Raw genomic sequence first — 25147 nt, 5'->3', positions numbered from 1 at the left:
GGTTCTATCAATATCCCGGATTCTGAGTCATATTTGTATTCGTCAGCGTTTCTGTTTTCGGTATCGGATAGAGATTATAGATCGAACTCACACCGTTTCCTTCAAAGGAACCGCCTTTCCAATCCCAGAGGTAGGTGCTTGAGGTGAAATAGCCATAACGGATCAAATCTGTGCGTCTGAATCCTTCCAGATACAATTCGCGGGCACGTTCATCCAGAATATAATCTAATGTCAGGTTATTGGCAGAGGGTATTTCTGTTGCTTTGGCACGGTCTCTGAGGGCTTTGATATCCAACCAGGCATTTTGTTGTGCATTTGCGCCGCCTGCTCTCAAATAGGCTTCCGCGCGAATCAGATAAGCTTCCGCCAAACGGAAGAACGGAATGTCCGTATCAGGAATTTTAGCATCGTGAGCGGGTTGTCCGTCCGAGCGCAGATTACTCCATTTCATAAATGAAAGTCCGTCGGTGAATTTACCTACACTTTCCAGTTCGGCTTTGCGACCGGTTGTATAGAACAAGGCGCGTTCATCTTTTGCAGCAGCCTGCACATCTCTCACATTCTGCCATTTATTATCGGTATATTCGGTGAAAGGAATATCCTCACTGTTTGCGAAGAACTTGTCAACCAGTGCTTTGCGTGTACGGATACATTCCCAAGGGTCATTTGTTCCGCGATTCGGCATGTCGCTCTTTTGCGTTGCAGCAATCAGGAAGTAACTTCCTCCGTAACTCTTTGCTTGTACACCATCCTGACGGATAGAAAGGATGATTTCTTTTTTAGCATCGGGATTTTCATCATTGTCTGCCATAAAAAGTTGTTCGTAATTTCCACACAATCCGTATCCATTGGAGGGATCGAGCACTTTGCCGGCATAGGTGATAGCATCATTCCAACGCGGTTGTCCGGTGTATACTTCGGCATTGAGATACAAACGGGCACGCAGCAACCAGCAAGCAGCTTTGTCGGCACGTCCGAAAGGAGCTTGACGCGGTTCGCTCATATCATTTTCGATGCTTTCCAGTTCGCTTTCAATATAAGCGAACAGTTCGGAGGCCGTCTTTTGAGGAGGATTCTCTTTGGAGAAGTGTTCGGTGAAAGGAGCTTTTCCGAAGGTGTCCATCAGATAATAGTAAAATAAGGAACGGAGAAAACGGGCTTCGGCACGTTGCTGAACGGAGGTAGCATCCTCTTTTCCGGCGATCTGATCCAGGAAGAAATTGCAGAGTGTGATATTATATGCTAAACGATTATATAATATTTCTGTCTGCTGATGAGAGGAGTTCCAACGCATATAAGTTAGTTCGGGGATACCGGCATTTTCTTGCCAGGTCCATATCATCTCATCAGTGCCATATTCATTGTTAGTGAAAAGAGCGCGATAGAAACAGGATTGACCTTCGTCCTTTACTGCGATATCCGGATCTTCGCTCAATTTTTGTCCGGTAAGTCCCAGTGAAGCGTATAGTTTGGTAAAGTACATATCTTGGTCGAAGGTGGCAGTCATCTGAGGATCGATTGGAGATATATCCAGGTCATTGATACAGGAGGTCATTCCGGTGGTCAGGCTAAGGAACAACGCTGCTGAAACTATTGATTTTATATATTTGAACTTCATAATAGTCTACTTTTTAATAAATTACAATCTTAGAACTGAAGACTTAGCCCGAACAGGATAGTGATCGGATGAGGATAAATGTTCCTGTCAATACCTGCTACTCCGGCATCATTTCCTGAACTGATAACCGATTCAGGATCGAGTCCTGTATACTTGGTGATAACGAAGGGATTCTGTACAGTACCGTAAATACGGCCGTTGATACCTTTATAAGCCTGGGACTTCAGTAAATTTTTGAAGCTATAACCTACTGTTATGTTATCACAACGCAAGAATGAAGCATTCTCAACGAAACGATCGGACAGATAATAGTCTCCCTTTCCTTCAAATCCCAGATTCACGGCAGCTGTCGGGCGGTTGGAATAGTATCCATGATTAAAGATTCCTCCCTTGCCGACACTGGATTTACTGGCCAGTACGTCATTGTACACATAGTTATTCAGGCTGGCACGGAGGGCAAAGCTTAAATCCCAATTTTTATAAGTGAATTTGGAAGTCAGTCCCATCAATACGTCAGCGGCAGGTTTTTTATAGATATATTTGTCCGAAGCGTTGATGACACCATCTCCGTTACGGTCTACGAACATGTTTTCAATCGGTTTTCCATCCTTATCATACACTTGTTGGTAAACGAAGAATGAGTTCATCGGATAACCTACTTTCTGTACCTGGCAGGTTGCACCGCTAATACCAGTAGATACACCTCCGGTTTCTACATAGTAATTAGAATCATCTCCTCCGGTCAGTTTAGTGATTTCATTTTTGTTCCAAGTGATGTTATATCCCAAGTCCCAGACAAAATCTTTGGTTACAATAGGTTTGGCATTGATGGTGAATTCAAGCCCCGTATTTTTTAATGAACCGATGTTGCTGATCAGTTGGGTATTAAAGTTAGTCCCCGCCGCAATCTTTACGGTATTGATTAAATCGTCGGTTTTCCGGTAATAGTAATCCATCGAGCCGGAGATACGTCCGTTCAGGAAAGCAAAGTCGAAACCTGCGTTATAAGTCGTTGTCTCTTCCCATTTCAGGTCTTCGTTATAAGCTTTAGGACGCATAGTGCCATAATAGGTATCCCCGAAAGGATAATAACCTCCGGCTGCGTTGACGCGGTACAGTGCCATATAAGGGAAATCATAATCGTCGCCTAAGTTCTGCTGACCCGTGATACCCCATCCGAGGCGGAGTTTCAGATCTGACAATACTTCTACGTTTTTCAGGAAATTTTCTTCTTTCAGTTTCCATCCCAAAGCAACAGAAGGGAAGCTACTCCAACGGTTGTCTTTAGAGAAACGGGAAGAACCGTCCTGGCGGAAAGTGGCTGTCAGCAAATAACGGCTAAGTAATGTATAATTTACGCGGGCAAAATAAGAAACTAATGTACTGTGATGTCCCCAGGCTGTTTGTGAGCGCAGATTCGGATTGTAGGCTTCGCCTGTTAACGGATTTGTTCCTTGTCCGACTTTATATCCGGTATAGTGGAAATGTTGCTCTTCACCACCCAGTATTACGTCGACATAATGATCCCCGATTTCTTTGGAATATTGTGCATAGGCATTCACCGACAGGTTATATTTGTAGCCGTAGTCAGTCCCGTTCCAACCATAGTAATAAGAGCCCGGGGCATAAGGTGAATTTACATTCTTTTCCTTACCTTCCGAGTAGTCACCGCCTACGTTAGCATGGATATGCAGGTCAGGGAGGAAGTGGAATTTATAGTCTACTTCTACATTGCTGATAAAACTGGTGTTTCTGGAAGTATGTTTCTTTAGTTTCAGTAGGGAAACAGGGTTGGCGGTTGAATTACTTTCCAGTGTAAGCGGCCATTCCGGATCGTTATATGAACTACCGTCACTGGTCGGTTGGTAGAATCCACCGAAGTTTTTGTACATGTCCGAAGAGTCATATACAGGTTGGGTCGGGTCCATGGTCAAAGCTGCGCCGATAGCCCCGTCGTCAGCATAACGTTGGTTGGCCCACATCATTTTAGCATTGATATTGAACTTCAGGTGATCTTTAAAGAAAGAGGGTGTCAGATTGACGGAGGCGGTATAACGCTCGAAATTAGATGTCATCAGGATCCCATTCTGATTGGTGTAACCGAAAGAAACACGATAAGGCATATTTTTCAAACCACCGCTTACAGTCACGTTATGGTCTGTACTAACGGCTGTCTGGAAAATTTCTTTCTGCCAGTCAGTGTTTGCTTCACCGAAGGGGCTTGGAGCATTTCCTTCACCATAAAGTTTGGATACGTATCCTTTGAATTCATTGGCATCCATTACGTCTATTGTCTTTTGCAGTATACCGGCGGAAACGTTACCTTCATAGTTCACCTGTGGTTTGCTGCCTGCTTTCCCTTTCTTTGTAGTGATGATAATCACACCATTAGAAGCACGTGAACCATAGATGGCGGTGGCCGAAGCATCTTTCAAAACAGTGAAAGTTTCGATGTCATTCGGGTTTACCATTGCCAAAGGATTAGTCAAACCTTGCACACCGCTATTATCCATTGCCAGTCCGTCGATAACGATCAACGGATCGTTTTTGGCGTTCAATGATGAACCACCGCGAATACGAATCGTAGCTCCTCCACCCGGAGTACCGCTGGAAATTACATTCACACCGGCTATTTTACCTGTTATCATATCCTGTGCGCTGGTGGTTACTCCTTTGCTGATTTTATCCGGCTTGATGGCAGTAACTGATCCCGTCAAGTCGTTTTTCTTTACTGTTCCGTAACCTACAACGACTACGGCGTCCAATACTTGAGAGTCATCTTCCAGTGTGACCATTACCGAAGGAGCTGCTTTAATTTCTGCTGCTTTGTAACCGACGAATGTAATGGACAGAATAGAATTTTGAGGAACATTCAATGTGAAGTTACCGTCAAAGTCAGTGATGGTACCCGTTGTGGTACCCTTGGCAATGACATTGGCGCCAATCACGGGTTCGCCCATAGCATCTTTCACATGTCCTTTGACTGTGATTTGCTGTGCATAAGCGCCCAATGATAAAAACATCCCTATTAACAAGGGGAGAATCGTTTGAACGATTCTAAATTTAACTTGCTTCATGCATTTAAAAAATTAAAGTTAACAATATAGTAATATTATTTCTCTCTCTTAAAAGTTTCTTTAAAAATACCTATTGAAAACACTTTTTTTAAGACTATCCTTTATTTATAGTCTTTTCAATCCCTTAACCTCTGATTTGTTTTTCACCTCTTTGATACTGATTGCGTATCCACCGCCATTGGCAGCGTGCAGATTCAGTTTGCTTTTATTATTCAAGATACCTTTTTTGATGGTGTATGCCTGCGGGTTATCTTTCCAGTCGGCATCTTTGGCATCTGCGTATACGGTAGCGACGTATTGTTTTCCCGGTTCCAGGAAATCGAACGTTAATTGGGAGTCGTGGCCGTTTTCACCGGCTGTGCAGCCTATGTACCAGTCGTCCGTTCCTTTTGCTTTGCGGGCAATTGTGATGTATTCTCCCGGTTCTGCTTCCAGATAGATTGTTTTGTCCCAGTCGAGAGCGACGTCTTTGATAAACTGGAAAGCATCCATAAAGCGTTCGTAGTTTTCCGGAATATCGGCAGCCATCTGCAAAGGGCTATACATGGTGACATACAATGCCAGTTGGCGTGCAATGGTTGAACGTACCTGGGAGTTGTTTGCCGGATTCATCTGGTTACAGTGAGTCTCGAAGATGCCGGGAGTGTAATCCATCGGACCACCGACCAGGCGTGTGAAAGGCAGAATCGTCGTGTGGTATACTTTATTTCCTCCAAATGATTCATATTCTGTTCCACGTGCGGATTCATTACCGATCAGATTGGGATATGTACGGCAGATACCGGTTGGACGGGTTGCTTCGTGTGCATTGACCATGATTTTATAATCGGCGGCTTTTTTCACGGCATACAGGTAATGATTATTCATCCATTGACCGTAATGATGTTCTCCGCGTGGAATGATATTACCCACATAACCGCTTTTAACCGAGTTATATCCATTGTCTACCATGAATTGGTAAGCTTTATCCAGGTGACGTTCGTAGTTGCGAACAGATGCAGAAGTCTCATGGTGCATCATCATTTTAATTCCTTTGCTTGCAGCATAACGATGGATTTCCTGTACGTCGAAATCAGGATATGCAGTCAGGAAGTCAAATACATAGTCTTTGCTGTTGCCGAACCAGTCTTCCCATCCTTCATTCCAACCTTCTACCAGCACTGCATCAAATCCGTTGGCTGCGGCAAAGTCGATGTAACGTTTCACGTTAGCTGTATTGGCAGAATGTTTGCCGTTCGGTTTGGTTTTGGAGTAGTCTGTAACGCCAAGTTTCACGCTGGTCAGTTCATCTGTATAAGCCCAGGAACCTTTTCCGGTAATCATGTCCCACCATACGCCTATATATTTCACCGGTTTAATCCAGGAGGCGGCGTCTGCAATCTTACAAGGTTCGTTCAGGTTGAGGGTGATGCGGGAGGCGAGAATGTTACGTGCATCATCACTGACGATGATCGTACGCCACGGAGAGTTGCACGGAGTCTGCATGTAACCTTTATCCCCTTTTGCATCCGGTGTCAGCCAGGATTCGAATATCATGTTTTTGTCGTCCAGATTGAGGTGCATACAAGAATAATCAGTCAAAGCGGCTTCGTGCAGATTGATGTATAAACCATCATCTGTTTTCATCATCAGTGCCGTCTGTACACCTGTCGGTGAAAATGGGGTTTGAGAAGAATTTGGAGTGATCGCCTGTTGCATCAAACCTCTGATTTCCGATAGACGGGAGATGGTGTAGTCGTACTCTTGAGTGTCGTAATCGCCCGGTATCCAGTATGCGATATGGTTGCCTGCCATGGCAAATTGGGAATGTTCTTCCTTGATAACGAAGTAGTTCAGTGATTTCTGTTGCGGAAATTCATAACGGAATCCCAAACCATCATTGAACAGGCGGAAGCGAACAACGATGGAACGGTCGTTCATTGGCTGAAACAGAATGACTGCCAGTTCGTTATACTGATTGCGGATTTCCTTTTCTTCTCCCCAGACTGGTTGCCAGGTTTCGTCAAAGGTAGTTGTTTGCGCATCTTTCAGCTTGAAGCCATTATAAAGATTGGATTTAGAATCGAGCTTGGTGAGGTCTCTGCGGTCTACCCAGTCAAAGTCGGTTCTGGTATTATCTTCTTTTTTCAATTCCAGTCCGAGAGTGCTCGGCTTAATTACCACCTTGCCTTTGTAAGTCAAGTCGTAGGTTGGTGCGCCTTCTTTGTTAACCTGAAAGGTCAGAACCAGATTGCCATCCGGTGAGGTCAGTTTCTGTTGTGCATTCGCAATGAATGAGATGCAAAGGAATGCGATGATCGAAAAAAACTTTTTCTTTTTCATTCTATTTATGGTATTAAATTGTAAGCTAACCGATATTTCTATTCCTGTTTGTTTCGGATATTGCAAATGTAGCAACCACCTTCACTTTTTTGCTTGATTAGAATAAAAATACAAGTTTGTATAAATGCTAGTATCTTGTTTTATAATTGTTTATCTATCTGATTTCATTGGATAAATATAAGTCGTAGTGAACTTGCTTAGAAGGCTAAAAGGTATATCCCACGGCTTGGAAATGTTAATTCATTTCTTAATTCAATCTTTTTGTCTGTGAGCAAATCATGAGCAGACGAGGTGGAGAGTATTTCCTGATAAGGATGTAAGTCAATAGTCTGTTCCCGGTCGTTTCCATTCAGAAAGACAACGACTGATTGGTTACCGTATTTGCGTTCATAAACATAAATGCCTTTATTGGGTGCGAAATGTTTTAGTTTGCCTTTGGCGATGACTTCATTTCCTTTTCTCCATTGGAGCAGTTTTTGCATAAAAGAGAAGGCTTCATTTTGTTGCGGAGTACGGTTGGTTGCTTCAAAACAGTTTTTGGCGTCATTCTGCCAACCTCCCGGAAAGTCACATCGGAGTAATCCGTCTCCATTTGCTTTGTCGGCTGCCATCAGGATTTCAGTTCCATAATATATTTGTGGAATTCCACGGGTAGTCAGTAAGAATGTCAAGGCTTGTTTATATCGGTTCAGGTTCTTGGTATCTTCCTCCGAACGGTAGAAACGGGAAGTATCGTGATTATCGAGGAAGGTCAGCAGACTCATTGGATCGGCGTAGACAATATCCTGTGAGAGGTATTCGTAGAGTCTGAAAAGTCCTCCGTTCCATTCGGTGGTTTCTTCGTCGAAAGCTTTATTTATTTCTTCCATCAGTGGGAAATCCATGACAGTAGGAAGATAACTGTTTTTCGGATAAGCAAGTTTACTGTCTTTCTGCCAGTAGGAGATCAGTACATTGCTGCCCAGCCATGTCTCACCGACAATGTTGAATGAAGGATATTCATCATTGACCGCTTTGCACCAATGCGCCATCATTTCAAAGTCGGCGTAAGGATGTGTATCCTGGCGGATTCCGTTGATACCCGCATATTCTATCCACCAGATACTACTCTGTATCAGGTAAGTGGCTACGTGACGGTTTCGTTGGTTGAAGTCCGGCATAGTCAGTGTGAACCAACCGTCAATGGCCAGCTTTTTATCATAATCGGAAGTATAAGGGTCCATTTGGGTGGCAGTTTTGAAACTGGTCTGCATGTAGTTTCCCTCAAAGTTGAACCAATCTTTGGCAGGCATGTCTTTGAATAGATAATTGTTCGAACCGCAATGGTTGAAGATCATGTCCATGACTACCTTTAGCCCTTTAGCATTGGCTTCTTTTACGAGATTGCGAAACTCTTCATTGCTTCCGAGGCGACGGTCTACTTGATAGTAATCGGTGATGGCATATCCATGATAAGAGCCTTCCTTCATGTCATTTTCCTGAATCGGGTTAAGCCATATACTCGTAACTCCGAGGTCTGCAATATAATCCAAATGTTTCTCTATTCCTTTTAAATCACCGCCATGACGGGCGAAAGGTTCGTTGCGGTCTATGTTTGCTTCCAACATTCCGGGAATTATATCATTGGAGGGGTTGCCGTTGGCAAAGCGGTCCGGCATAATGAGATAAAGTACATCACTGGAGTTGAAGCCTTCTACTGCTGAAGCATTCTCTTTGCGCTGTTTAAGTTCGTATGGTATTTTAGTCTGTTTTTTACCTTGTTTCAGGAGAATGTCGAAGTGCTGTGGGATAGCTTTTGAAAGATCTAAATATAAGATCAGATAATTAGGATTTTCCTGTTTCACCACGTCCTGCAGGGTGATGTCATTAGAAGAAATACTTACCTCTGCGGATGATATGCCATCGCCGTATAGAAGTATTTGTAGTTCGGGATTCTTCATTCCTGCCCACCAAAAGGTAGGAGCCACTTTCTTTATATTGGTTGCGGCGAATGCTTGATGATAACCCGATAGAAGTAATAGTAAAATAGCAAATAACAAATTTCGTTTCATGGTAGCTAGATTTTTAACTGTTTGCTCGGAGAACCGATGATGCAAATGTAGGGGGATGCTGTGCACCTTTGTGAGATTAGAATGGAAATATAAACCTGTTATCTGACTATGTTGCTGATAATTAGTTGGATATTCTAATACCTTATGCCGAAAAATACAAGTGAAAATGAAAATAGTTATACCCATATTTTTCGTTTTCATTACTATATTTCTTATATTTGTAACATCTTTAAAAAGGAACCTTATGAAAAATCTAACCCTTTATATGCTATTTCTTCTTTTGCTCTTTCCTTTTTCGTTGTGTGCAATGCATACGGATAATGCGGCTGCTCTTAAAAAGCTGGATGAAGTTATAAGCAAGAAAGAGACTTTCCAGATTCGGAAAGAGAAAGAGATTAATAACTTGAAATTAGAACTTGCCCATTCTACTGATCCTGTTCGAAAATATGAATTATATGCCTCTCTTTTTGGTGCTTATTTGCATTATCAGGCAGACTCGTCCTTATATTATATTAACCGTGAGATGGAAATCCTTCCATTGTTGAACCGCCCGGAATTGGAGTATGAGATCATCATTAATCGTGCTACGGTAATGGGAGTAATGGGAATGTATATAGAAGCCATTGAACAGTTGGAGAGGATTGATCCTAAAAAATTGAATGAGTGGACTCGGTTATCTTATTATCAGACGTATCGTGCCTGCTACGGGTGGTTAGCAGATTATACGACCAATAAGAATGAAAAAGAAAAGTATTTGAAGAAAACCGATTTATATAGAGATTCCATTATTGCTGCGATGCCTCCAGAGGCAAACAAAACGATTGTTTTAGCCGAAAAATGCATAATGAACGGGAAAGCCGATGTCGCTGTGGATATGCTGAACAATGCTTTGAAAGAAATTCAGGATGAACGTCAGAAAGTATATATTTATTATACTCTTTCCGAAGCTTATAGTATGAAGAAAGATATCGAAAAAGAAGTTTACTATCTGATTCTGACTGCCATTGCGGATCTGGAAACTCCGGTGAGGGAGTATGCTTCATTGCAGAAACTCGCGCATCTGATGTATGAATCAGGAGATATTGACCGTGCCTACAAATACTTGAGTTGCTCGATGGAAGATGCTGTGGCGTGTAATGCCCGTTTGCGGTTTATTGAGGTGACGGAGTTTTTTCCGATTATCGACAAGGCGTATAAATTAAAAGAAGAAAAAGAACGTGCCGTTTCCCGCGCTATGTTGATTAGTGTCAGTTTGTTGTCTTTGTTTCTTCTGATTGCTATTTTCTATCTATATCGTTGGATGAAGAAGTTGTCTGTTATGCGGCGGAATCTTAGTCTGGCTAACAAACAAATGTCTGCGGTCAACGCGGAACTGGAGCAAACCGGAAAAATAAAAGAAGTCTATATCGCCCGCTATCTGGACAGATGTGTCAACTATCTCGACAAACTGGAAACTTATCGTCGTTCATTGGCAAAATTGGCAATGGCATCGCGTATCGAAGATTTGTTTAAAGCTATCAAGTCCGAACAGTTTATCCGGGATGAGCGGGATGAATTCTATAATGAGTTCGACAGGTCTTTTCTGAAACTTTTCCCGAACTTTATTTCAGCTTTCAATAATTTGCTGGTAGAAGAAGGAAGAGTGTATCCTAAATCCGATGAACTTCTGACAACAGAACTTCGTATCTTTGCCCTTATCCGTCTGGGAGTAGTAGACAGTAACAAGATTGCTCATTTTCTCGGTTATTCTTTGGCAACTATCTATAATTATCGTAGCCGGATGCGTAATAAAGCTGCCGGAGATAAAGATATGTTCGAGCAGAATGTAATGAACCTATAATGTTATTCACAGATAGCAATATGTTATTACTTCGTAATATACGAGCCAATAATGCTTGTGTATAAAGCAAATATCTACTTTTAGTGTTCAATAATCCACTGTGCATCTCTCTTTTTTTTCTACCTTTGTAGACAACTAATCTAAAATAAATATACTAGAAAATGAAAAAGTTAGTCTACACACTGTTCTTTGTCCTTATCTCCGTTGTAGCCAACGGGCAGGCAAAGTACGTATTCTATTTCATCGGAGATGGAATGGGAGTCAATCAAGTAAATGGTACGGAGATGTATCAGGCGGAAATTCAAAATGGTCGTATTGGAGTCGAGCCTTTGTTATTTACTCAATTTCCGGTTGCTACCGTAGCAACCACTTTCTCTGCTAAAAATTCAGTAACAGACTCTGCAGCTGCAGGTACTGCATTGGCAACAGGAAAGAAAACTTATAATGGCGCTATTTCTGTAGGAGAAGATAAAAATGCTATTCAGACTGTCGCAGAAAAAGCAAAGAAAGCAGGAAAAAAGGTGGGCGTAACGACTTCTGTCAGTGTGGATCATGCTACTCCTGCCGCATTTTATGCACATCAACCCGATCGTAATATGAATTATGAAATTGCTCTTGATTTGCCGAAAGCCAATTTCGATTTTTATGCAGGCGGTGGTTTCTTGAAACCTACCACCACTTATGACAAGAAAGAAGCTCCGAGCATTTTCCCTATTTTTGAAGAGGCAGGATATACAGTAGCACGTGGTTACAATGACTATAAGGCAAAAGCTGCAAAAGCAGAAAAGATGATCTTGATTCAGGAAGAGGGAGCCAATCCTTCTTGTCTGCCTTATGCTATTGACCGCAAAGAGAATGATTTGACATTAGCACAAATTACGGAAAGTGCTATTGACTTTCTTACTAAAGGCAATAATAAAGGCTTTTTCCTGATGGTAGAAGGAGGTAAAATAGACTGGGCATGCCACGCTAATGACGCCGCTACTGTGTTCAACGAAGTGAAAGACATGGATAATGCCATCAAAGTAGCTTATGAATTCTATAAGAAACATCCGAAAGAAACGCTGATTGTGATTACCGCAGACCATGAAACAGGTGGTATCGTGCTCGGTACGGGAAAATATGCGTTGAACCTGAAAGCATTGCAATATCAGAAACATTCTGCTGACGGACTTTCACAACGTATCAGTGAATTGAGAAAATCAAAAGGCAATAAAGTCACTTGGGAGGACATGAAAACATTCCTCGGCGAAGAAATGGGCTTCTGGAAACAATTCCCTCTTTCTTGGGAACAGGAAAAGACGTTGCGTGATGAATTTGAGAAATCATTCGTGAAGAATAAAGTCGTATTTGCTGAAAGTATGTACTCTAAGAGCGAACCGATGGCTGCACGTGCAAAGGAAGTGATGGATGAAATCGCTATGATAGGTTGGGTAAGTGGCGGGCACTCTGCCGGTTATGTTCCTGTATTTGCTATTGGTGCAGGTTCTCAACTGTTTGGTGAGAAGATTGACAATACAGAAATTCCTAAAAGAATTGCGAAAGCTGCAGGATATAAATAATAGAACTGTATGAATATAAAAATAGCCGGAAGTCCTTGGACTCCCGGCTATTTTTATATGTTTTTGCAAATTATGCTTTCACACGTCCTACGTAAGAACCGTCACGAGTATCGATTTCGATTGTTTCACCCTCGCTGATGAACAAAGGAACACGTACTGTTGCACCTGATTCCACAGTTGCAGGTTTCAGTGTGTTAGTAGCTGTATCACCTTTCATGCCCGGTTCTGTATAAGTCACCTTCATCTGAACCTTGATCGGCATGTCTGCATAAAGTACAGTTTCAGTAGAAGCATCAGAAACAACTTCCAATACTGAACCTTCGAGCAGGAAGTCAACACCATTAATCAGATCGTGAGCGATAGGATGTTGGTCGAATGTTTCCTGGTTCATAAAGATATAATCTTCTCCTTCTTTATACAAAAATTGGTATGGACGACGTTCTACACGTACATCTTCCAACTTTTCACCGATGTTGAAACGGCGTTCGAGAACGTATCCGCTAACTACATCTTTCAGTTTAGTACGCATAAAAGTGTTACCTTTACCTGGTTTTACATGCAGGAATTCTACACAGAAATAGAGCTTTCCGTCCATACGGATACAAGTTCCGTTTTTGATGTCTTGAGCATTAATCATACTGCTATTTTTCTTATTATATTATTGTTATTTAATTGTTTTCGCAGGAATTCGACTGCAAAAGTAATCTAAATCGGTAAAAAACACAAAAACTTTTGAGCAAAAATGAGTTATCTCTTGGTTAATTTAAAAAAAGTGCCTATTTTTGCAGCCCGATTACGTAGAATAATAACATAAAAACAAGATACAGTAATGAAAAGAACATTTCAACCCTCTAACAGAAAGAGAAAGAACAAACACGGTTTCCGTGAGAGAATGGCATCGGCTAATGGTCGTAGAGTATTAGCTGCTCGTCGTGCGAAAGGCAGAAAGAAACTGACTGTTTCTGATGAGTACAACGGACAAAAGTGATAATCACTTGTCATCAGGAAACAAAAAAGGCGGAGAATTTAATCTTCGCCTTTTTTGTTTCTCTGTTTTTCAAGGGGATAGTATGTTAAAAAGCGGTATTGTTTGCTCTTATTTATGACTTTTTGCTTTTCTTTGTGAGATTAAATAAAACTCATAAACGAACATACGCGATGGTAGAGTATATCCGGGACATGAAACCCCGTATCATTATAATAAGGTTGTTGAAATCTATAGGAGTGGGGATTATAGTTGCAGCAATTCTGGCGATGATAAGCGTCTTTGCATAATAGGTAGGGACATTTTTCATCGCCTACTTTTTAAAAGTTCAACTATTTTGTCGTATCTTTGGCGCATATTAACAGCAATGCGTATGACTATTAAAGAATTCTTTTCTTTTAAAACCAATAAATATTTCTGGGTGAATATTATCGCCATGATTGTGGTGATGGTAGTGATGATATTTGGTGTGTTGAAATGGCTTGATATACATACACATCATGGTGAAAGCGTGGTAGTTCCCGATGTGAAGGGAATGACAGTGGAAGAAGCTACGAAGATGTTCCGGAATCACGGTTTGGTATATGTGATTTCTGATACCAAATATGTCAAAGATAAAGCAGCGGGTATCATTCTTGAACTGAAACCGGGAGCCGGTGAAAAAGTGAAGGAAGGACGTACAGTATACCTGACAGTCAATACCCTGGATGTCCCTTTACGTGCCATTCCCGATGTGGCGGACAACAGCTCGCTCCGCCAGGCACAGGCCAAGTTACTGAATGCCGGTTTTAAACTGAATCAGATTCAATTGGTAAATGGTGAGAAAGACTGGGTGTACGGCGTGAAGTATCAGGGACGTCAGTTGGCTGCCGGAGAAAAGATTCCTTTGGGAGCTTCTTTGACATTGATGGTGGGAGACGGCTCCGGTGATATGTCGGAAGAAGAGGACTCGGTTGATGTTTCCGTGGATACGGAGAAACCGGTTACGTCGGAATCATCACCTGCTCAAGATGATAGTTGGTTTTAATAGATAAATAACAGAAACGGACTCGCATGATAGAGGAAGAACTTCCGGATGAACTGGAGAATGATTTGGATGATATAGAACCTGTCGGTGACGAATCCCAGCTTTACGAACACTTCCGCGTGGTTGTAGACAAGGGACAGGCGATGGTCAGAGTCGACAAATATCTGTTCGAACGTATTGTCAATGCTTCGCGCAACCGTATTCAGAAGGCTGCCGAAGACGGATTCGTTATGGCCAATGGCAAACCGGTGAAGAGTAGCTACAAAGTGAAACCGCTGGATGTCATTACGGTAATGATGGACCGTCCCCGTTATGAAAATGAAATTATTCCTGAAAATATTCCCCTTACTATCGTTTATGAAGACCCTTATCTGATGGTTGTGAATAAACCGGCGGGATTGGTCGTGCATCCGGGACACGGAAACTATCACGGCACGCTGGTCAATGCGCTGGCCTGGCACATGAAGGATATACCGGATTATGATGCCAATGACCCGCACGTGGGACTTGTTCATCGCATCGATAAAGATACTTCAGGCTTACTGGTGATTGCCAAGACACCGGATGCCAAAACAAATCTGGGAATTCAATTTTTTAATAAGACTACCAAACGCAAATATCGTGCTTTGGTGTGGGGTGTTATGGAACAGGATGAAGGAACGATTGTCGGTAATATTGCCCGTAATCCGAGAGACCGGATGCAAATGGCGGTGATGTCCGATCCGACAGTGGGCAAACATGCCGTTACACACTACCGCGTACTGGAAAGACTGGGATACGTAACCCTTGTGGAATGTATACTTGAAACAGGACGTACTCATCAGATTCGTGTCCACATGAAACATATCGGTCATGTGCTGTTCAATGACGAACGCTATGGCGGTCATGAGATATTGAAAGGAACCCATTTTAGTAAATACAAACAGTTTGTAAATAATTGCTTTGACACTTGTCCCCGACAGGCTTTGCATGCTATGACATTGGGGTTTGTGCATCCCGTCACAGGTGAAGAGATGTATTTTACTTCCGAACTTCCGGATGACATGACCCGGCTTATCGAGAAGTGGAGAGGCTATATAAGTAATAGAGAATTAGAATGAAACGCAACATCGCTATCGTAGCAGGAGGAGATACCTCTGAAATCGTAGTTTCCCTGCGTAGCGCACAGGGTATTTATTCCTTTATTGATAAGGAAAAGTATAATTTGTATATCGTGGAGATGGAAGGCCGTCGCTGGGAAGTACAATTACCGGACGGAAACAAAGTGCCGGTGGATAGAAACGACTTTAGTTTTACGAACGGAACGGAGAAGGTTGTGTTCGACTTTGCTTATATCACCATCCACGGTACGCCGGGTGAGGATGGCAGGCTGCAAGGCTATTTTGATATGATGCGTATTCCGTATTCCTGTTGTGGAGTGTTGGCGGCTGCCATTACTTATGACAAGTTTACCTGCAATCAATATCTGAAGGCTTTTGGAGTGCGCATTGCCGAATCATTGTTGTTGCGCCAAGGACAATCGGTTTCTGACGAGGAAGTAGTGGAAAAGATTGGCCTGCCTTGTTTTATCAAGCCTAGTCTGGGAGGTTCGAGTTTCGGAGTTACGAAAGTGAAGACAAAAGAACAAATACAACCGGCCATTGTTAAAGCTTTCGGAGAAGCGGAAGAGGTGATTGTTGAAGCGTTTATGGACGGAACGGAACTGACTTGCGGCTGTTATAAGACAAAAGAGAAGTCGGTCATCTTTCCACCTACGGAAGTAGTGACGCACAATGAGTTCTTTGATTATGATGCTAAATATAATGGACAGGTAGATGAAATCACTCCTGCGCGTATCTCGGATGAATTGACCAAACGCGTACAGATGCTGACTTCAGCTATCTATGATATATTAGGTTGTTCCGGCATTATCCGTGTAGATTACATTATAACTGCCGGTGAAAAACTGAATCTTCTCGAAGTAAATACTACTCCGGGAATGACTACTACCAGTTTTATTCCCCAGCAAGTGCGTGCAGCCGGACTGGATATAAAGGATGTGATGACTGATATTATTGAAAACAAGTTTTAAGTATTAAGTATCAAGTATAAAGTATTAACCATGCGGTTTGTACGCAGTCTAATACTTTATACTTATTACTTAATACTTGAGCACATAATACTTGAGACTTATGGATCTGACAGAGTTTAATGAAATTCGTCCTTACAATGATGAGGAACTTCCTCAAATCTTTGAGGAACTGATTGCCGATCCGGCTTTTCAGAAAGCTGCTACCGGTGCTATACCGAACGTTCCATTTGAACTTCTGGCGCAAAAAATGCGTGCCTGTAAGACTAAGCTTGATTTTCAGGAGGCATTTTGTTATGGCATTTTGTGGAAGATAGCGGCAGATCATACTGCCGGACTGACACTGGATCATACCGCCATACCGGATAAAAGTAAAGCTTATACGTATATATCGAATCATAGAGATATTATTCTTGATTCGGGCTTTCTCTCTATTTTGTTGATTGACCAGGGAATGGATACGGTAGAAATTGCGATTGGCGACAATTTGCTTATTTATCCCTGGATTAAGAAACTGGTGCGTGTCAATAAATCATTTATTGTACAGCGGGCGTTGACCATGCGGCAAATGTTGGAATCTTCAGCGCGTATGTCCCGTTATATGCATTACACCATTTCAGAGAAGAATCAGTCTATTTGGATTGCGCAGCGTGAAGGACGTGCAAAAGATTCGAATGACCGTACACAAGACAGTGTATTGAAAATGTTGGCAATGGGAGGTGAAGGCGATTTGATAGACCGCCTGATGGAAATGAATATTGCTCCGCTTGCTATTTCATACGAATATGATCCGTGTGATTTTCTGAAAGCGCAAGAGTTTCAGCTGAAGAGAGACATCGAAGGATATAAAAAGACGACACAGGACGATTTGATTAATATGCAGACAGGTCTTTTCGGATATAAAGGCAGGGTACATTTTCAGGTTGCTCCTTGTTTGAATGATGACTTGCAAGGCTTGGACCGTTCGTTGCCGAAACCGGATTTGTTTGCCCGTATTTCTGCCTGTCTTGATCGCCGCATCCATCGTAATTACTGGATATATCCGGGAAATTATGTGGCGTATGATTGGCTGAATGGCACAACGGAATTCGTGTCCAATTACACGGAAGAAGAGAAACAGCAGTTTATGAACTATATTGAACAACAATTGGCAAAGATCAAGATTCCGAATAAGGATGAAGACTTTTTGCGTGAGAAGTTGTTATTAATGTATTCCAATCCGTTAGTTAATTATTTAGCAGCTTGCCGATGAAAAGAAGAAAATTACATGTTGTTTGGTTGTGGGGATTGCTTTTCCTGATGACTGCCTGTGGAGATGATGACTATTATTATCCTTCGGTGAAACTGGAATTTGTGACTGTAGAGGCCGGGGAAGACGGTCGCATACAAACGCTTATTCCTGATAAGGGAGAAGTCTTGACTGTTTCGGAAGACCGTACGGGTTCTACTATCTCTCCAAACACTTCCAGACGTGTAATGAGTAACTATGAGGTGCTTTCCGGTGAGAACACTGCTACTATATATTCTTTGCAATCGCTCATAACGCCGGTACCTAAACCGGAAGATGATCCGATTTACAAGGACGGTATAAAGCTAGATCCGGTAGAGATGGTCAGTATCTGGCTTGGAAGGGATTATCTGAATATGATTTTGAATCTCAAGGTCAGTACGGGCAAGGGACATGTTTTCGGTATAGTGGAAGATGTGTCCGAACTTAAAACAAATGGCATTGTGAATATGTTGTTATACCATGATGCGAACAGTGATGGAGAATACTATAATCGGCGTGCTTACATTTCTGTTCCTTTGGCGCAATATATAGATGAAGAGAATCCGGGTCGGACGATAAAGGTAAAGTTTAAATATTATACGTACGATAAGGATGGTTCTCCGATAGAATCTGATAAGTACTGTGATCCTGGGTTTGACTATACTCCGGGACAGAATTGAATAATGGAGTGTATATGTTTAAATTGAATCAATTAATCGTGGGAATATTTTTATTTCTCTCTTCCCTTTTCTCTTGTCAGCAGAAAGGGGATTTTCAATCAATGAATGTAGAGGAGTTTGATTCTCTTATTCAGAATGAGGATATACAACGTCTGGATGTTCGTACGCTTGCGGAATATTCGGAGGGGCATATCACTAAGACGATCAACATCAATGTGATGGATGACTCTTTTGCTTCAATGGCTGATTCTTTGTTGCAAAAAGACAAACCGGTGGCTGTATATTGTCGCAGTGGAAAACGAAGCAAGAAGGCTGCGGCAATTTTGAGCGAGAAGGGATATAAAGTCTTTGAGCTTGATAAGGGATTTAATTCCTGGGAGGAAGCAGGTAAAGAAATAGAAAAATAAAGTGCTGATTTATCAGCACTTTATTTTTTGGGGTTATTTTAGTCCTTCCAATAATCTTTTCAGAACGACAGTTGCCGAGATTTCACGGTTGGCAGCTTCCGGAATCACAATAGATTGCGGACTTTCAATGACATCGTCTGTCACAATCATATTTCTACGAACCGGAAGACAATGCATGAAATAAGCATTGTTGGTAACTGCCATTTGGCGGTCGCTGACAGTCCAATCACGATCTTTGCTTAATATCTGTCCATAGTTGTCGCCAGAATAAGCAGCCCAGTTCTTGGCATATATGAAGTCGGCTCCTTCGAAAGCCTTCATCTGGTCATATTCTACTTTTGCATTACCTACAAATTGCGGATCAAGCTCATAACCTTCAGGATGAGTGATGACAAATTCGTAATCCGTTGCATTCATCCATTCGGCAAAGGAATTAGGAACAGCCTGTGGCAATGGACGTGGATGCGGAGCCCAGGTCATAACTACTTTGGGACGTGCTGTTTTCTTGTATTCCTCGATGGTAATCAGGTCTGCAAAGCTCTGCAATGGGTGGCGTGTTGCCGCTTCCATCGAAAAGACAGGACGTCCGGAGTATTGGATGAATTGATTGATAATAGTTTCCTGATAGTCAAAGTCACGGTCTTCAAAACGGGCAAAAGAGCGTACTCCAATGATATCACAATAGCATCCCATAACCGGAATGGCTTCTAATATATGTTCCGGTTTATCACCATCCATAATTACGCCACGTTCAGTTTCCAATTTCCATGCACCTTGATTGATATCCAGTACCATTACATTCATTCCCAAATTGATGGCAGCTTTCTGTGTGCTGAGACGGGTACGTAAACTAGAGTTGAAGAAGATCATCATTAAAGTCTTGTTTCGTCCCAGTTCTACATATTTGAAGCGCTCTTTTTTGATTTCAAATGCTTCTGCAAGGGCTGATTTTAAATCGCCAATGTCCTGTACACAAGTAAATTTCTTCATATCATTTATTTTTTAATTTTTAATTCTCAATTTTCAATTTCTTCTCGTTTGTCCATCTCCTTCAATGACCCATTTGTAAGAAGTGATTTCCTCCAGTCCCATCGGACCGCGTGCGTGTAGCTTTTGCGTGCTGATTCCGATTTCGGCTCCTAATCCGAATTGTGCCCCGTCAGTGAAAGCGGTAGACACATTGGTGTATACGCAAGCTGCGTCCACGATTCTGGTGAATAAAGCTGCACGTTCCCCGTTCTCGGTAACAATACATTCGCTATGTTTAGAACTGTTTTCCTGAATATGTCCTAAGGCATCTTCGAAGCTCTTTACAGTCTTGACAGCCATTTTATAATCCAGAAACTCCGTGCCGAAGCTTTCTGCTTTTGCATGTTCCAGGAGCTCGGCAGGATAGCGGCCTTCCAATGCCTGGTAAGCTTGCGGATCAGCATAAATAATGACATGGCTGTCTTTTAGTTTCTCGCAAATCAGAGGGAGGTCGGCCAGTCTCTTCTCATGTATAATGGTGCAGTCCAATGCATTACATACGCTAACTCTACGTGTCTTTGCATTATGAATAATGTCTGCTCCCTTGTTTGTATCCCCAAATTCATCGAAGTAAGTGTGACAGATACCTGCTCCTGTTTCAATGACAGGAATCCTTGCATTCTCGCGTACGAAATGAATAAGACTGCTGCTGCCTCTGGGGATAATCAAGTCTACGTAGCCCACAGCATTCAGTAACGCTGCCGTAGCCTCTCTATCAGCCGGAAGTAATTCTACAATGTGTGGATTGATTTTGAACTTCTTCAATACTTTGTGAATCACACTGATGATGGCCCGGTTGGAACAATCGGCGTCACTTCCTCCTTTCAATATGCAGGCATTTCCGCTCTTCAGACAAAGGGAGAAAACATCAAAGCTAACATTAGGGCGCGCTTCATAAATGATTCCTATGACTCCGAAAGGAACGCTGACTTTCGTCAACTTCATTCCATTGGGACGAACACTCTCTTTCAGCACTTTACCCAAAGGAGAGGGGAGTGTTGCTACATTGCGTGTATCTGAGGCAATACCTTTCAAACGTTCTTCCGTCAGTTTCAACCGATCGTACTTCGGATCATTTTTGTCCATCCGTGCGAGGTCTTTTTCGTTCTCTGAAAGAATGAAAGGTGTTTCTGCAATTGCTGCGTCAGCTACTGCATTTAAAATCTGATTGATGACATTATCATTCAGCAGGGCTAATTCCCGACTTGCTACTTGTACAGCGGCAAAGGTCTCGTTTAAATTTGTAGTCATTTGCTCCTTTTTTGCATTAAATGGAAAGATAAACTATGCAAATATAGTGAATGATGTGAATAAAACTTGTTGAAAATAGAAATAAATGTGCTCTTTACTTATTCACTGGGGTTTTTACAAGATTAATACTAAAAAAATACGAGACTCAATTCTGAATCTCGTATTTTTCATTTATGCACTATATTGGTATAGTGCTTGTTATTCGAACTCCTATTTGGCATTATCTCATTGCCATGGAATGTCTTGTTCAATATCTTCTCCCATTTCTCCTGATTCGACTTCAATTCCTATGTCACTAGGTGTTCCTATATGTTCGATATTGGTTAGTGCGATAGAATGGGTATAGTTTCTCTTGAATGTGATACTGCTACTGATGATTGTCTTTTCTTCTGCTCCTGGAGTCTCTTCCCAAAATACTTCCACTTTTACATTCTCTGTTAAATGTTGATTATCACCAGTAGGTATATTGGCAGTGAGATTTCTCATGCTGACCATTTTTAATTCAGATTCAACAGTCTTATGAATATCTGCATTAGCATTCAAATAGATGCTTGGTGCGTCTTCAAGTTTTATTCTAAGACGTCCTTTCTCTAAACCTGTTTGTTTGAATTTTACTCCGAAAAAACGGCGATAGAGCATGATGTGATTTTGCATGCCATCTGTCACTTCCACTTTATCGTTTAATCCATGATAACGTTCGATGAACGGGCGGTTGCAGGCGTCTTGTGATCCGTTTCTCGTTTGTATTCTCGGGTTTTCAATGTTGTATAAGAATTTGATTCCATCTGCTTGTTCGGCAGTCAGGAATTTGTTCAGGCATTCCCCTTTGATTTTTCCGCTACGTTCCAAATCGAAAGGGGCTCCGAAGAAGCCTTTTTCGTCTTTTATGATTGAGTCCTTTGCATTTGCAATCATAGAGCAAGAGATGCGATAAGTGTATCCATCAATAACTTTTATCTTTAGGTTATTGGGATCTTTCGCCTTGTCTAACTGGAAAATACCATAAGCGTATGGTTTTGAAGATGGATTCTGTCCCTCTTTGGGTGTCATGGTAATGGCGATTCCCACTAATGTTTCACTTTCATTAATTTTGGTTGGAGTTGTAGCGCGTGCCATGGGCAGTTCGGTTGAGAGGTAGTCTCCGTCCAGTTGTAAGTTAAGTTCGGAATACGTAGTAGGAGGTGCCTGATACAGATCTTTCTCCTTAATACATGATTGTAGAGTAAAAGCTGTGAATAGACAGCCTGCGATCATAAGATGTTTGATTTTCATATGAATCTTTTTTAGTAGTTGTTGAGTATGATAATTATTTCCCTATTTCTTGTTCTGATTCTTCCATTTCTGCTTCTTCACCAAAAGAGATAGTAGCATCCCCTATATGCTCATCTATCTTGACTATTTTGACTATGTTCTTTTTGTTTCTTTTCATTTTAATACTCTGATTGGTATATAGAGAATACCATTTCTCTTCATTGACCGGGCGGTAGGAAATAGTGAAAGCGATTGTTTCTTCTTCCTTAAGTTTGGCCGTATAATAGTCGGATATATCGTACATAGAGATAATTCGTTCCTCCGTCCGGGATGTTCCATCTTTGGAATATAGTAGATAAAATGGAGCAACGTCCGCTGCTTTAATTTTGATGGAGTCACCCGGTGCAAGTTCGTCTGTAACGAATTGTATAGAATAATAAGCACGTTTCAATGTCATTGAAACGGAGGTATTCATATTGGGATTTGAAAAGTCCAATTGCTCACTGCCGAAAAAGCGTTTGACGGTAGGGTGAGTACTAATACTATCGCATTTTATATGCATTTCTCCTTTGTAAATATGTTGGTGAAATGCCCCATTGATATTCAGGGGATTGATTGAAATCTTTAGATCGTTGTTGACTAACCCGTTCACCTCTTTCTGCAGAGTAGATGAAAAAGGAAGTCCATAAAGTATGCTGTCACTTTGTATTGTATAATATGGGCGGTCTTTATATCCCAGGAAGCTGCAGTCAAAGCGATACGCATATCCTTCGATTAACCCGATTTCTACTCGATATGGATTATCGAAAAGGCCTGAAGCATAGGGCTGAAAAGAAGTCAGTCCTTTTCCTTTCCAAAAAACATTAACTGCATATATTCCGTCAGCCACCGTGGAGGTGGAACGGCTTAAAGGTTGTTCGGCTACTTCAAGAAAAGGAGCTATGTTTAAACTGACATTAAACTCTCTGCCGACAGGAAATGACGGTGTACTGTTTACTTCAGGTTCATTCTTACTGCTCTCACAAGATATAATTGAGAATGTTAAAAATATGAGTATAAGGTTCCAATGTTTTAGTAGCATGGGGATTATATTGTTTGTTTAGAGGGCAAATATACTGCTATTAATAGTTTTTTGCAAATAAAGTCCCTGTATTTATGTTGCAGATGTCTATCTATAATGCATTATATAACTGAAAATAAAAACGCTTATCTTCACTAAAGAAGCTAATATTCTACCTGAATAAGAGCTTCATTTGGGTACAGAAATGAGGTAAACTCATACAATTATAATTCAAAAAAACTTCCGTAAACATTCTCAACTATACTTATCCCTATGAGAAAAAATACTCATAGGAATGAGAAGAAATACTCATTACAATGAGAACTTTTTCTCATTGCAGTGAGAATATCCCCTTGCTAGAATAGGCTGAAACAGTTCATTACCGTGCAGTCATGACAAGATTCACCTCTGTGTACTCTGTGGTGAAAACCGTACAGAAACAAGCTAATTTTAGTCTAAAATCGGATAAAACAGAAATTCTTATTATTAATTATTCAATGTATAGATAGTCATAATGTACTACTGGTTTCTTTCCATGCTTGCCAATCGCTTCTTGTGCCTGTTTGGAGTCACAGTTCACTTTTCCAACGCCAACCTGGTTTCCTTGAAAGTCCATGATACGTACAATGTCATCTTTCTCAAATTCACCTTCAATATGAGTGATTCCAATCGGGAGGATGCTGACAGCTTTTTCAGAGTTTAGAACTTCTGTAGCGCATTCATTTATGTGAATTTCCCCTTTGGCAAAACCTTCGCTATGGGCAATCCATTTTTTGACGCTGGATACCGGTTCGTCTGATGGTATAAAACGTGTACAAAGAGTTTCTTCAGGATGCTGTAATAAATCTACCAGAATATTATCCCGCTTCCCGTTGGCAATAATCACTGTAATTCCTTCATCAGCAACTTTGCGGGCAATATTGGTTTTCGTCAACATCCCCCCCCGTCCGAAACTGGACTTAGTTGTCTGAATATAGTTGGATAAGTCTTTGCCGTGACCGATCTCCCGGATAACAGAAGAGTTTGGATCGGAAGGAGAACCATTGTAAATCCCATCAATATTACTTAGGATAATGAGTGCCTGCGTATCCATCATCGAAGCGATGAGTCCGGACAATTCATCATTATCGGTGAACATCAGCTCGCTGACGGAAATTGTATCGTTTTCGTTGACAATAGGAATGACATTATTTTCAAGCATTACCGTCATGCAATTTTTCTGATTCAGATAATGGCGGCGAGTACCAAAACTTTCCTTCGTTGTCAGTACCTGGCCGACAGGGATATTGTGCTCACGGAAAAGTTCGTAGTAACGGTTGATTAGTTTGGCCTGACCCACAGCAGAAAATAATTGGCGCTGATCTACACTATCGAGTTTTTTCTGCGGATGCACTTCACTGCGTCCGGAAGCAACAGCTCCCGAAGAAATCAAAATGATTTCTACCCCGGACTTGTGTAATTCCGCTATCTGGTCAACAAGTGCCGACATACGGGTAACGTCCAGCGTTCCGTCGCGGCGTGTTAATACATTGCTTCCTACTTTTACTGCGATTCGTGTAAATTCCTGTTTCATCCTTACTAACGATTTGAAAGCACAAATATAGAGCTTTTTGCCGATATGCTACCAAAACAGGCTAAAAAGAATTATC

Annotated in this window: 19 protein-coding genes; 9 read left to right on the top strand and 10 right to left on the bottom strand. The window is 41.6% G+C overall.

Annotated elements, in window-relative coordinates:
* Window positions 1-7 precede the first annotated feature (7 nt).
* The 4 genes from susD to NQ505_RS02000 all read right to left on the bottom strand — a co-directional run bounded on the left by susD (window position 8) and on the right by NQ505_RS02000 (window position 9068).
* A complete protein-coding gene (gene susD / locus NQ505_RS02015) occupies window positions 8-1618 on the bottom strand; it encodes a starch-binding outer membrane lipoprotein SusD (RefSeq protein ID WP_008024454.1) in 1611 nt (536 codons plus the stop codon).
* A gap of 29 nt (window positions 1619-1647) precedes the next feature.
* The gene (locus NQ505_RS02010; RefSeq protein WP_004299756.1) at window positions 1648-4695 is read right to left on the bottom strand and encodes a SusC/RagA family TonB-linked outer membrane protein; all 3048 of its coding nucleotides are present in this window, start codon (window positions 4693-4695) and stop codon (window positions 1648-1650) included.
* A 105-nt stretch (window positions 4696-4800) separates the two neighbouring features.
* Window positions 4801-7017: a glycoside hydrolase family 97 protein gene (locus NQ505_RS02005; RefSeq protein WP_008997935.1), complete on the bottom strand. Its 2217-nt coding sequence runs from the start codon at window positions 7015-7017 to the stop codon at window positions 4801-4803.
* Between the two features lie 197 nt (window positions 7018-7214).
* Complete coding sequence (locus NQ505_RS02000; protein WP_032853226.1) at window positions 7215-9068, bottom strand: glycoside hydrolase family 13 protein; 1854 nt, start codon at window positions 9066-9068, stop codon at window positions 7215-7217.
* 244 nt (window positions 9069-9312) lie between these two features.
* On the opposite strand from NQ505_RS02000, the gene NQ505_RS01995 reads away from it, so the two are divergent.
* Together NQ505_RS01995 and NQ505_RS01990 are read left to right on the top strand one after the other, a co-directional pair.
* A complete protein-coding gene (locus tag NQ505_RS01995) occupies window positions 9313-10908 on the top strand; it encodes a DUF6377 domain-containing protein (RefSeq protein ID WP_004305037.1) in 1596 nt (531 codons plus the stop codon).
* A 161-nt stretch (window positions 10909-11069) separates the two neighbouring features.
* A complete protein-coding gene (locus NQ505_RS01990) occupies window positions 11070-12470 on the top strand; it encodes an alkaline phosphatase (RefSeq protein WP_004299760.1) in 1401 nt (466 codons plus the stop codon).
* Window positions 12471-12540: 70 nt separating this feature from the next.
* Here NQ505_RS01990 and efp read toward each other — a convergent pair whose 3' ends face one another.
* The gene (gene efp, locus NQ505_RS01985; protein ID WP_004299761.1) at window positions 12541-13107 is read right to left on the bottom strand and encodes an elongation factor P; all 567 of its coding nucleotides are present in this window, start codon (window positions 13105-13107) and stop codon (window positions 12541-12543) included.
* A 192-nt stretch (window positions 13108-13299) separates the two neighbouring features.
* Between efp and rpmH the strand changes: the two genes are divergently transcribed.
* From rpmH to NQ505_RS01950, 7 genes are all read left to right on the top strand, one after another.
* Window positions 13300-13458 carry a 50S ribosomal protein L34 gene (rpmH, locus tag NQ505_RS01980; RefSeq protein ID WP_004299762.1) on the top strand — a complete coding sequence of 53 codons (159 nt, stop codon included), beginning with the start codon at window positions 13300-13302 and terminating at the stop codon, window positions 13456-13458.
* A 370-nt stretch (window positions 13459-13828) separates the two neighbouring features.
* Window positions 13829-14482 (top strand): PASTA domain-containing protein, encoded by a 654-nt coding sequence (locus tag NQ505_RS01975; protein ID WP_008776429.1) that lies wholly within the window; start codon window positions 13829-13831, stop codon window positions 14480-14482.
* Window positions 14483-14508: 26 nt separating this feature from the next.
* Window positions 14509-15582, top strand: coding sequence for an RluA family pseudouridine synthase (locus NQ505_RS01970; RefSeq protein ID WP_004299766.1), 1074 nt, complete (start codon window positions 14509-14511; stop codon window positions 15580-15582).
* Window positions 15579-16553 (top strand): D-alanine--D-alanine ligase, encoded by a 975-nt coding sequence (locus NQ505_RS01965; RefSeq protein ID WP_004299767.1) that lies wholly within the window; start codon window positions 15579-15581, stop codon window positions 16551-16553. The genes NQ505_RS01970 and NQ505_RS01965 overlap by 4 nt, the downstream gene beginning before the upstream one ends.
* A 100-nt stretch (window positions 16554-16653) precedes the next feature.
* A complete protein-coding gene (locus NQ505_RS01960; protein WP_008997933.1) occupies window positions 16654-17802 on the top strand; it encodes a 1-acyl-sn-glycerol-3-phosphate acyltransferase in 1149 nt (382 codons plus the stop codon).
* Window positions 17799-18500 carry a hypothetical protein gene (locus tag NQ505_RS01955; RefSeq protein ID WP_004299769.1) on the top strand — a complete coding sequence of 234 codons (702 nt, stop codon included), beginning with the start codon at window positions 17799-17801 and terminating at the stop codon, window positions 18498-18500. The genes NQ505_RS01960 and NQ505_RS01955 overlap by 4 nt, the downstream gene beginning before the upstream one ends.
* Window positions 18501-18514: 14 nt before the next feature.
* A complete protein-coding gene (locus NQ505_RS01950) occupies window positions 18515-18907 on the top strand; it encodes a rhodanese-like domain-containing protein (RefSeq protein ID WP_004324586.1) in 393 nt (130 codons plus the stop codon).
* Window positions 18908-18940: 33 nt separating this feature from the next.
* Here the strand turns inward: NQ505_RS01950 and NQ505_RS01945 are convergent, their stop codons facing one another.
* From NQ505_RS01945 to proB, 5 genes are all read right to left on the bottom strand, one after another.
* Window positions 18941-19897, bottom strand: a complete 957-nt coding sequence (locus NQ505_RS01945; RefSeq protein WP_004324587.1) for an acetylornithine carbamoyltransferase — start codon at window positions 19895-19897, stop codon at window positions 18941-18943.
* Between the two features lie 33 nt (window positions 19898-19930).
* The gene (locus tag NQ505_RS01940; RefSeq protein WP_008997932.1) at window positions 19931-21187 is read right to left on the bottom strand and encodes a glutamate-5-semialdehyde dehydrogenase; all 1257 of its coding nucleotides are present in this window, start codon (window positions 21185-21187) and stop codon (window positions 19931-19933) included.
* Between the two features lie 225 nt (window positions 21188-21412).
* Window positions 21413-22459, bottom strand: a complete 1047-nt coding sequence (locus NQ505_RS01935) for a hypothetical protein (protein ID WP_004299773.1) — start codon at window positions 22457-22459, stop codon at window positions 21413-21415.
* 34 nt (window positions 22460-22493) lie between these two features.
* Window positions 22494-23519: a hypothetical protein gene (locus NQ505_RS01930; protein ID WP_008997931.1), complete on the bottom strand. Its 1026-nt coding sequence runs from the start codon at window positions 23517-23519 to the stop codon at window positions 22494-22496.
* A gap of 469 nt (window positions 23520-23988) precedes the next feature.
* Entirely contained in the window at window positions 23989-25071 is a 1083-nt protein-coding gene (proB, locus tag NQ505_RS01925; RefSeq protein ID WP_004310504.1) for a glutamate 5-kinase, read from the bottom strand.
* Window positions 25072-25147 lie beyond the last annotated feature (76 nt).

Source organism: Bacteroides sp. D2 (assembly GCF_025147085.1).
Taxonomy (GTDB): domain Bacteria; phylum Bacteroidota; class Bacteroidia; order Bacteroidales; family Bacteroidaceae; genus Bacteroides.
This window is presented reverse-complemented; position numbering and strand designations above follow the sequence as displayed.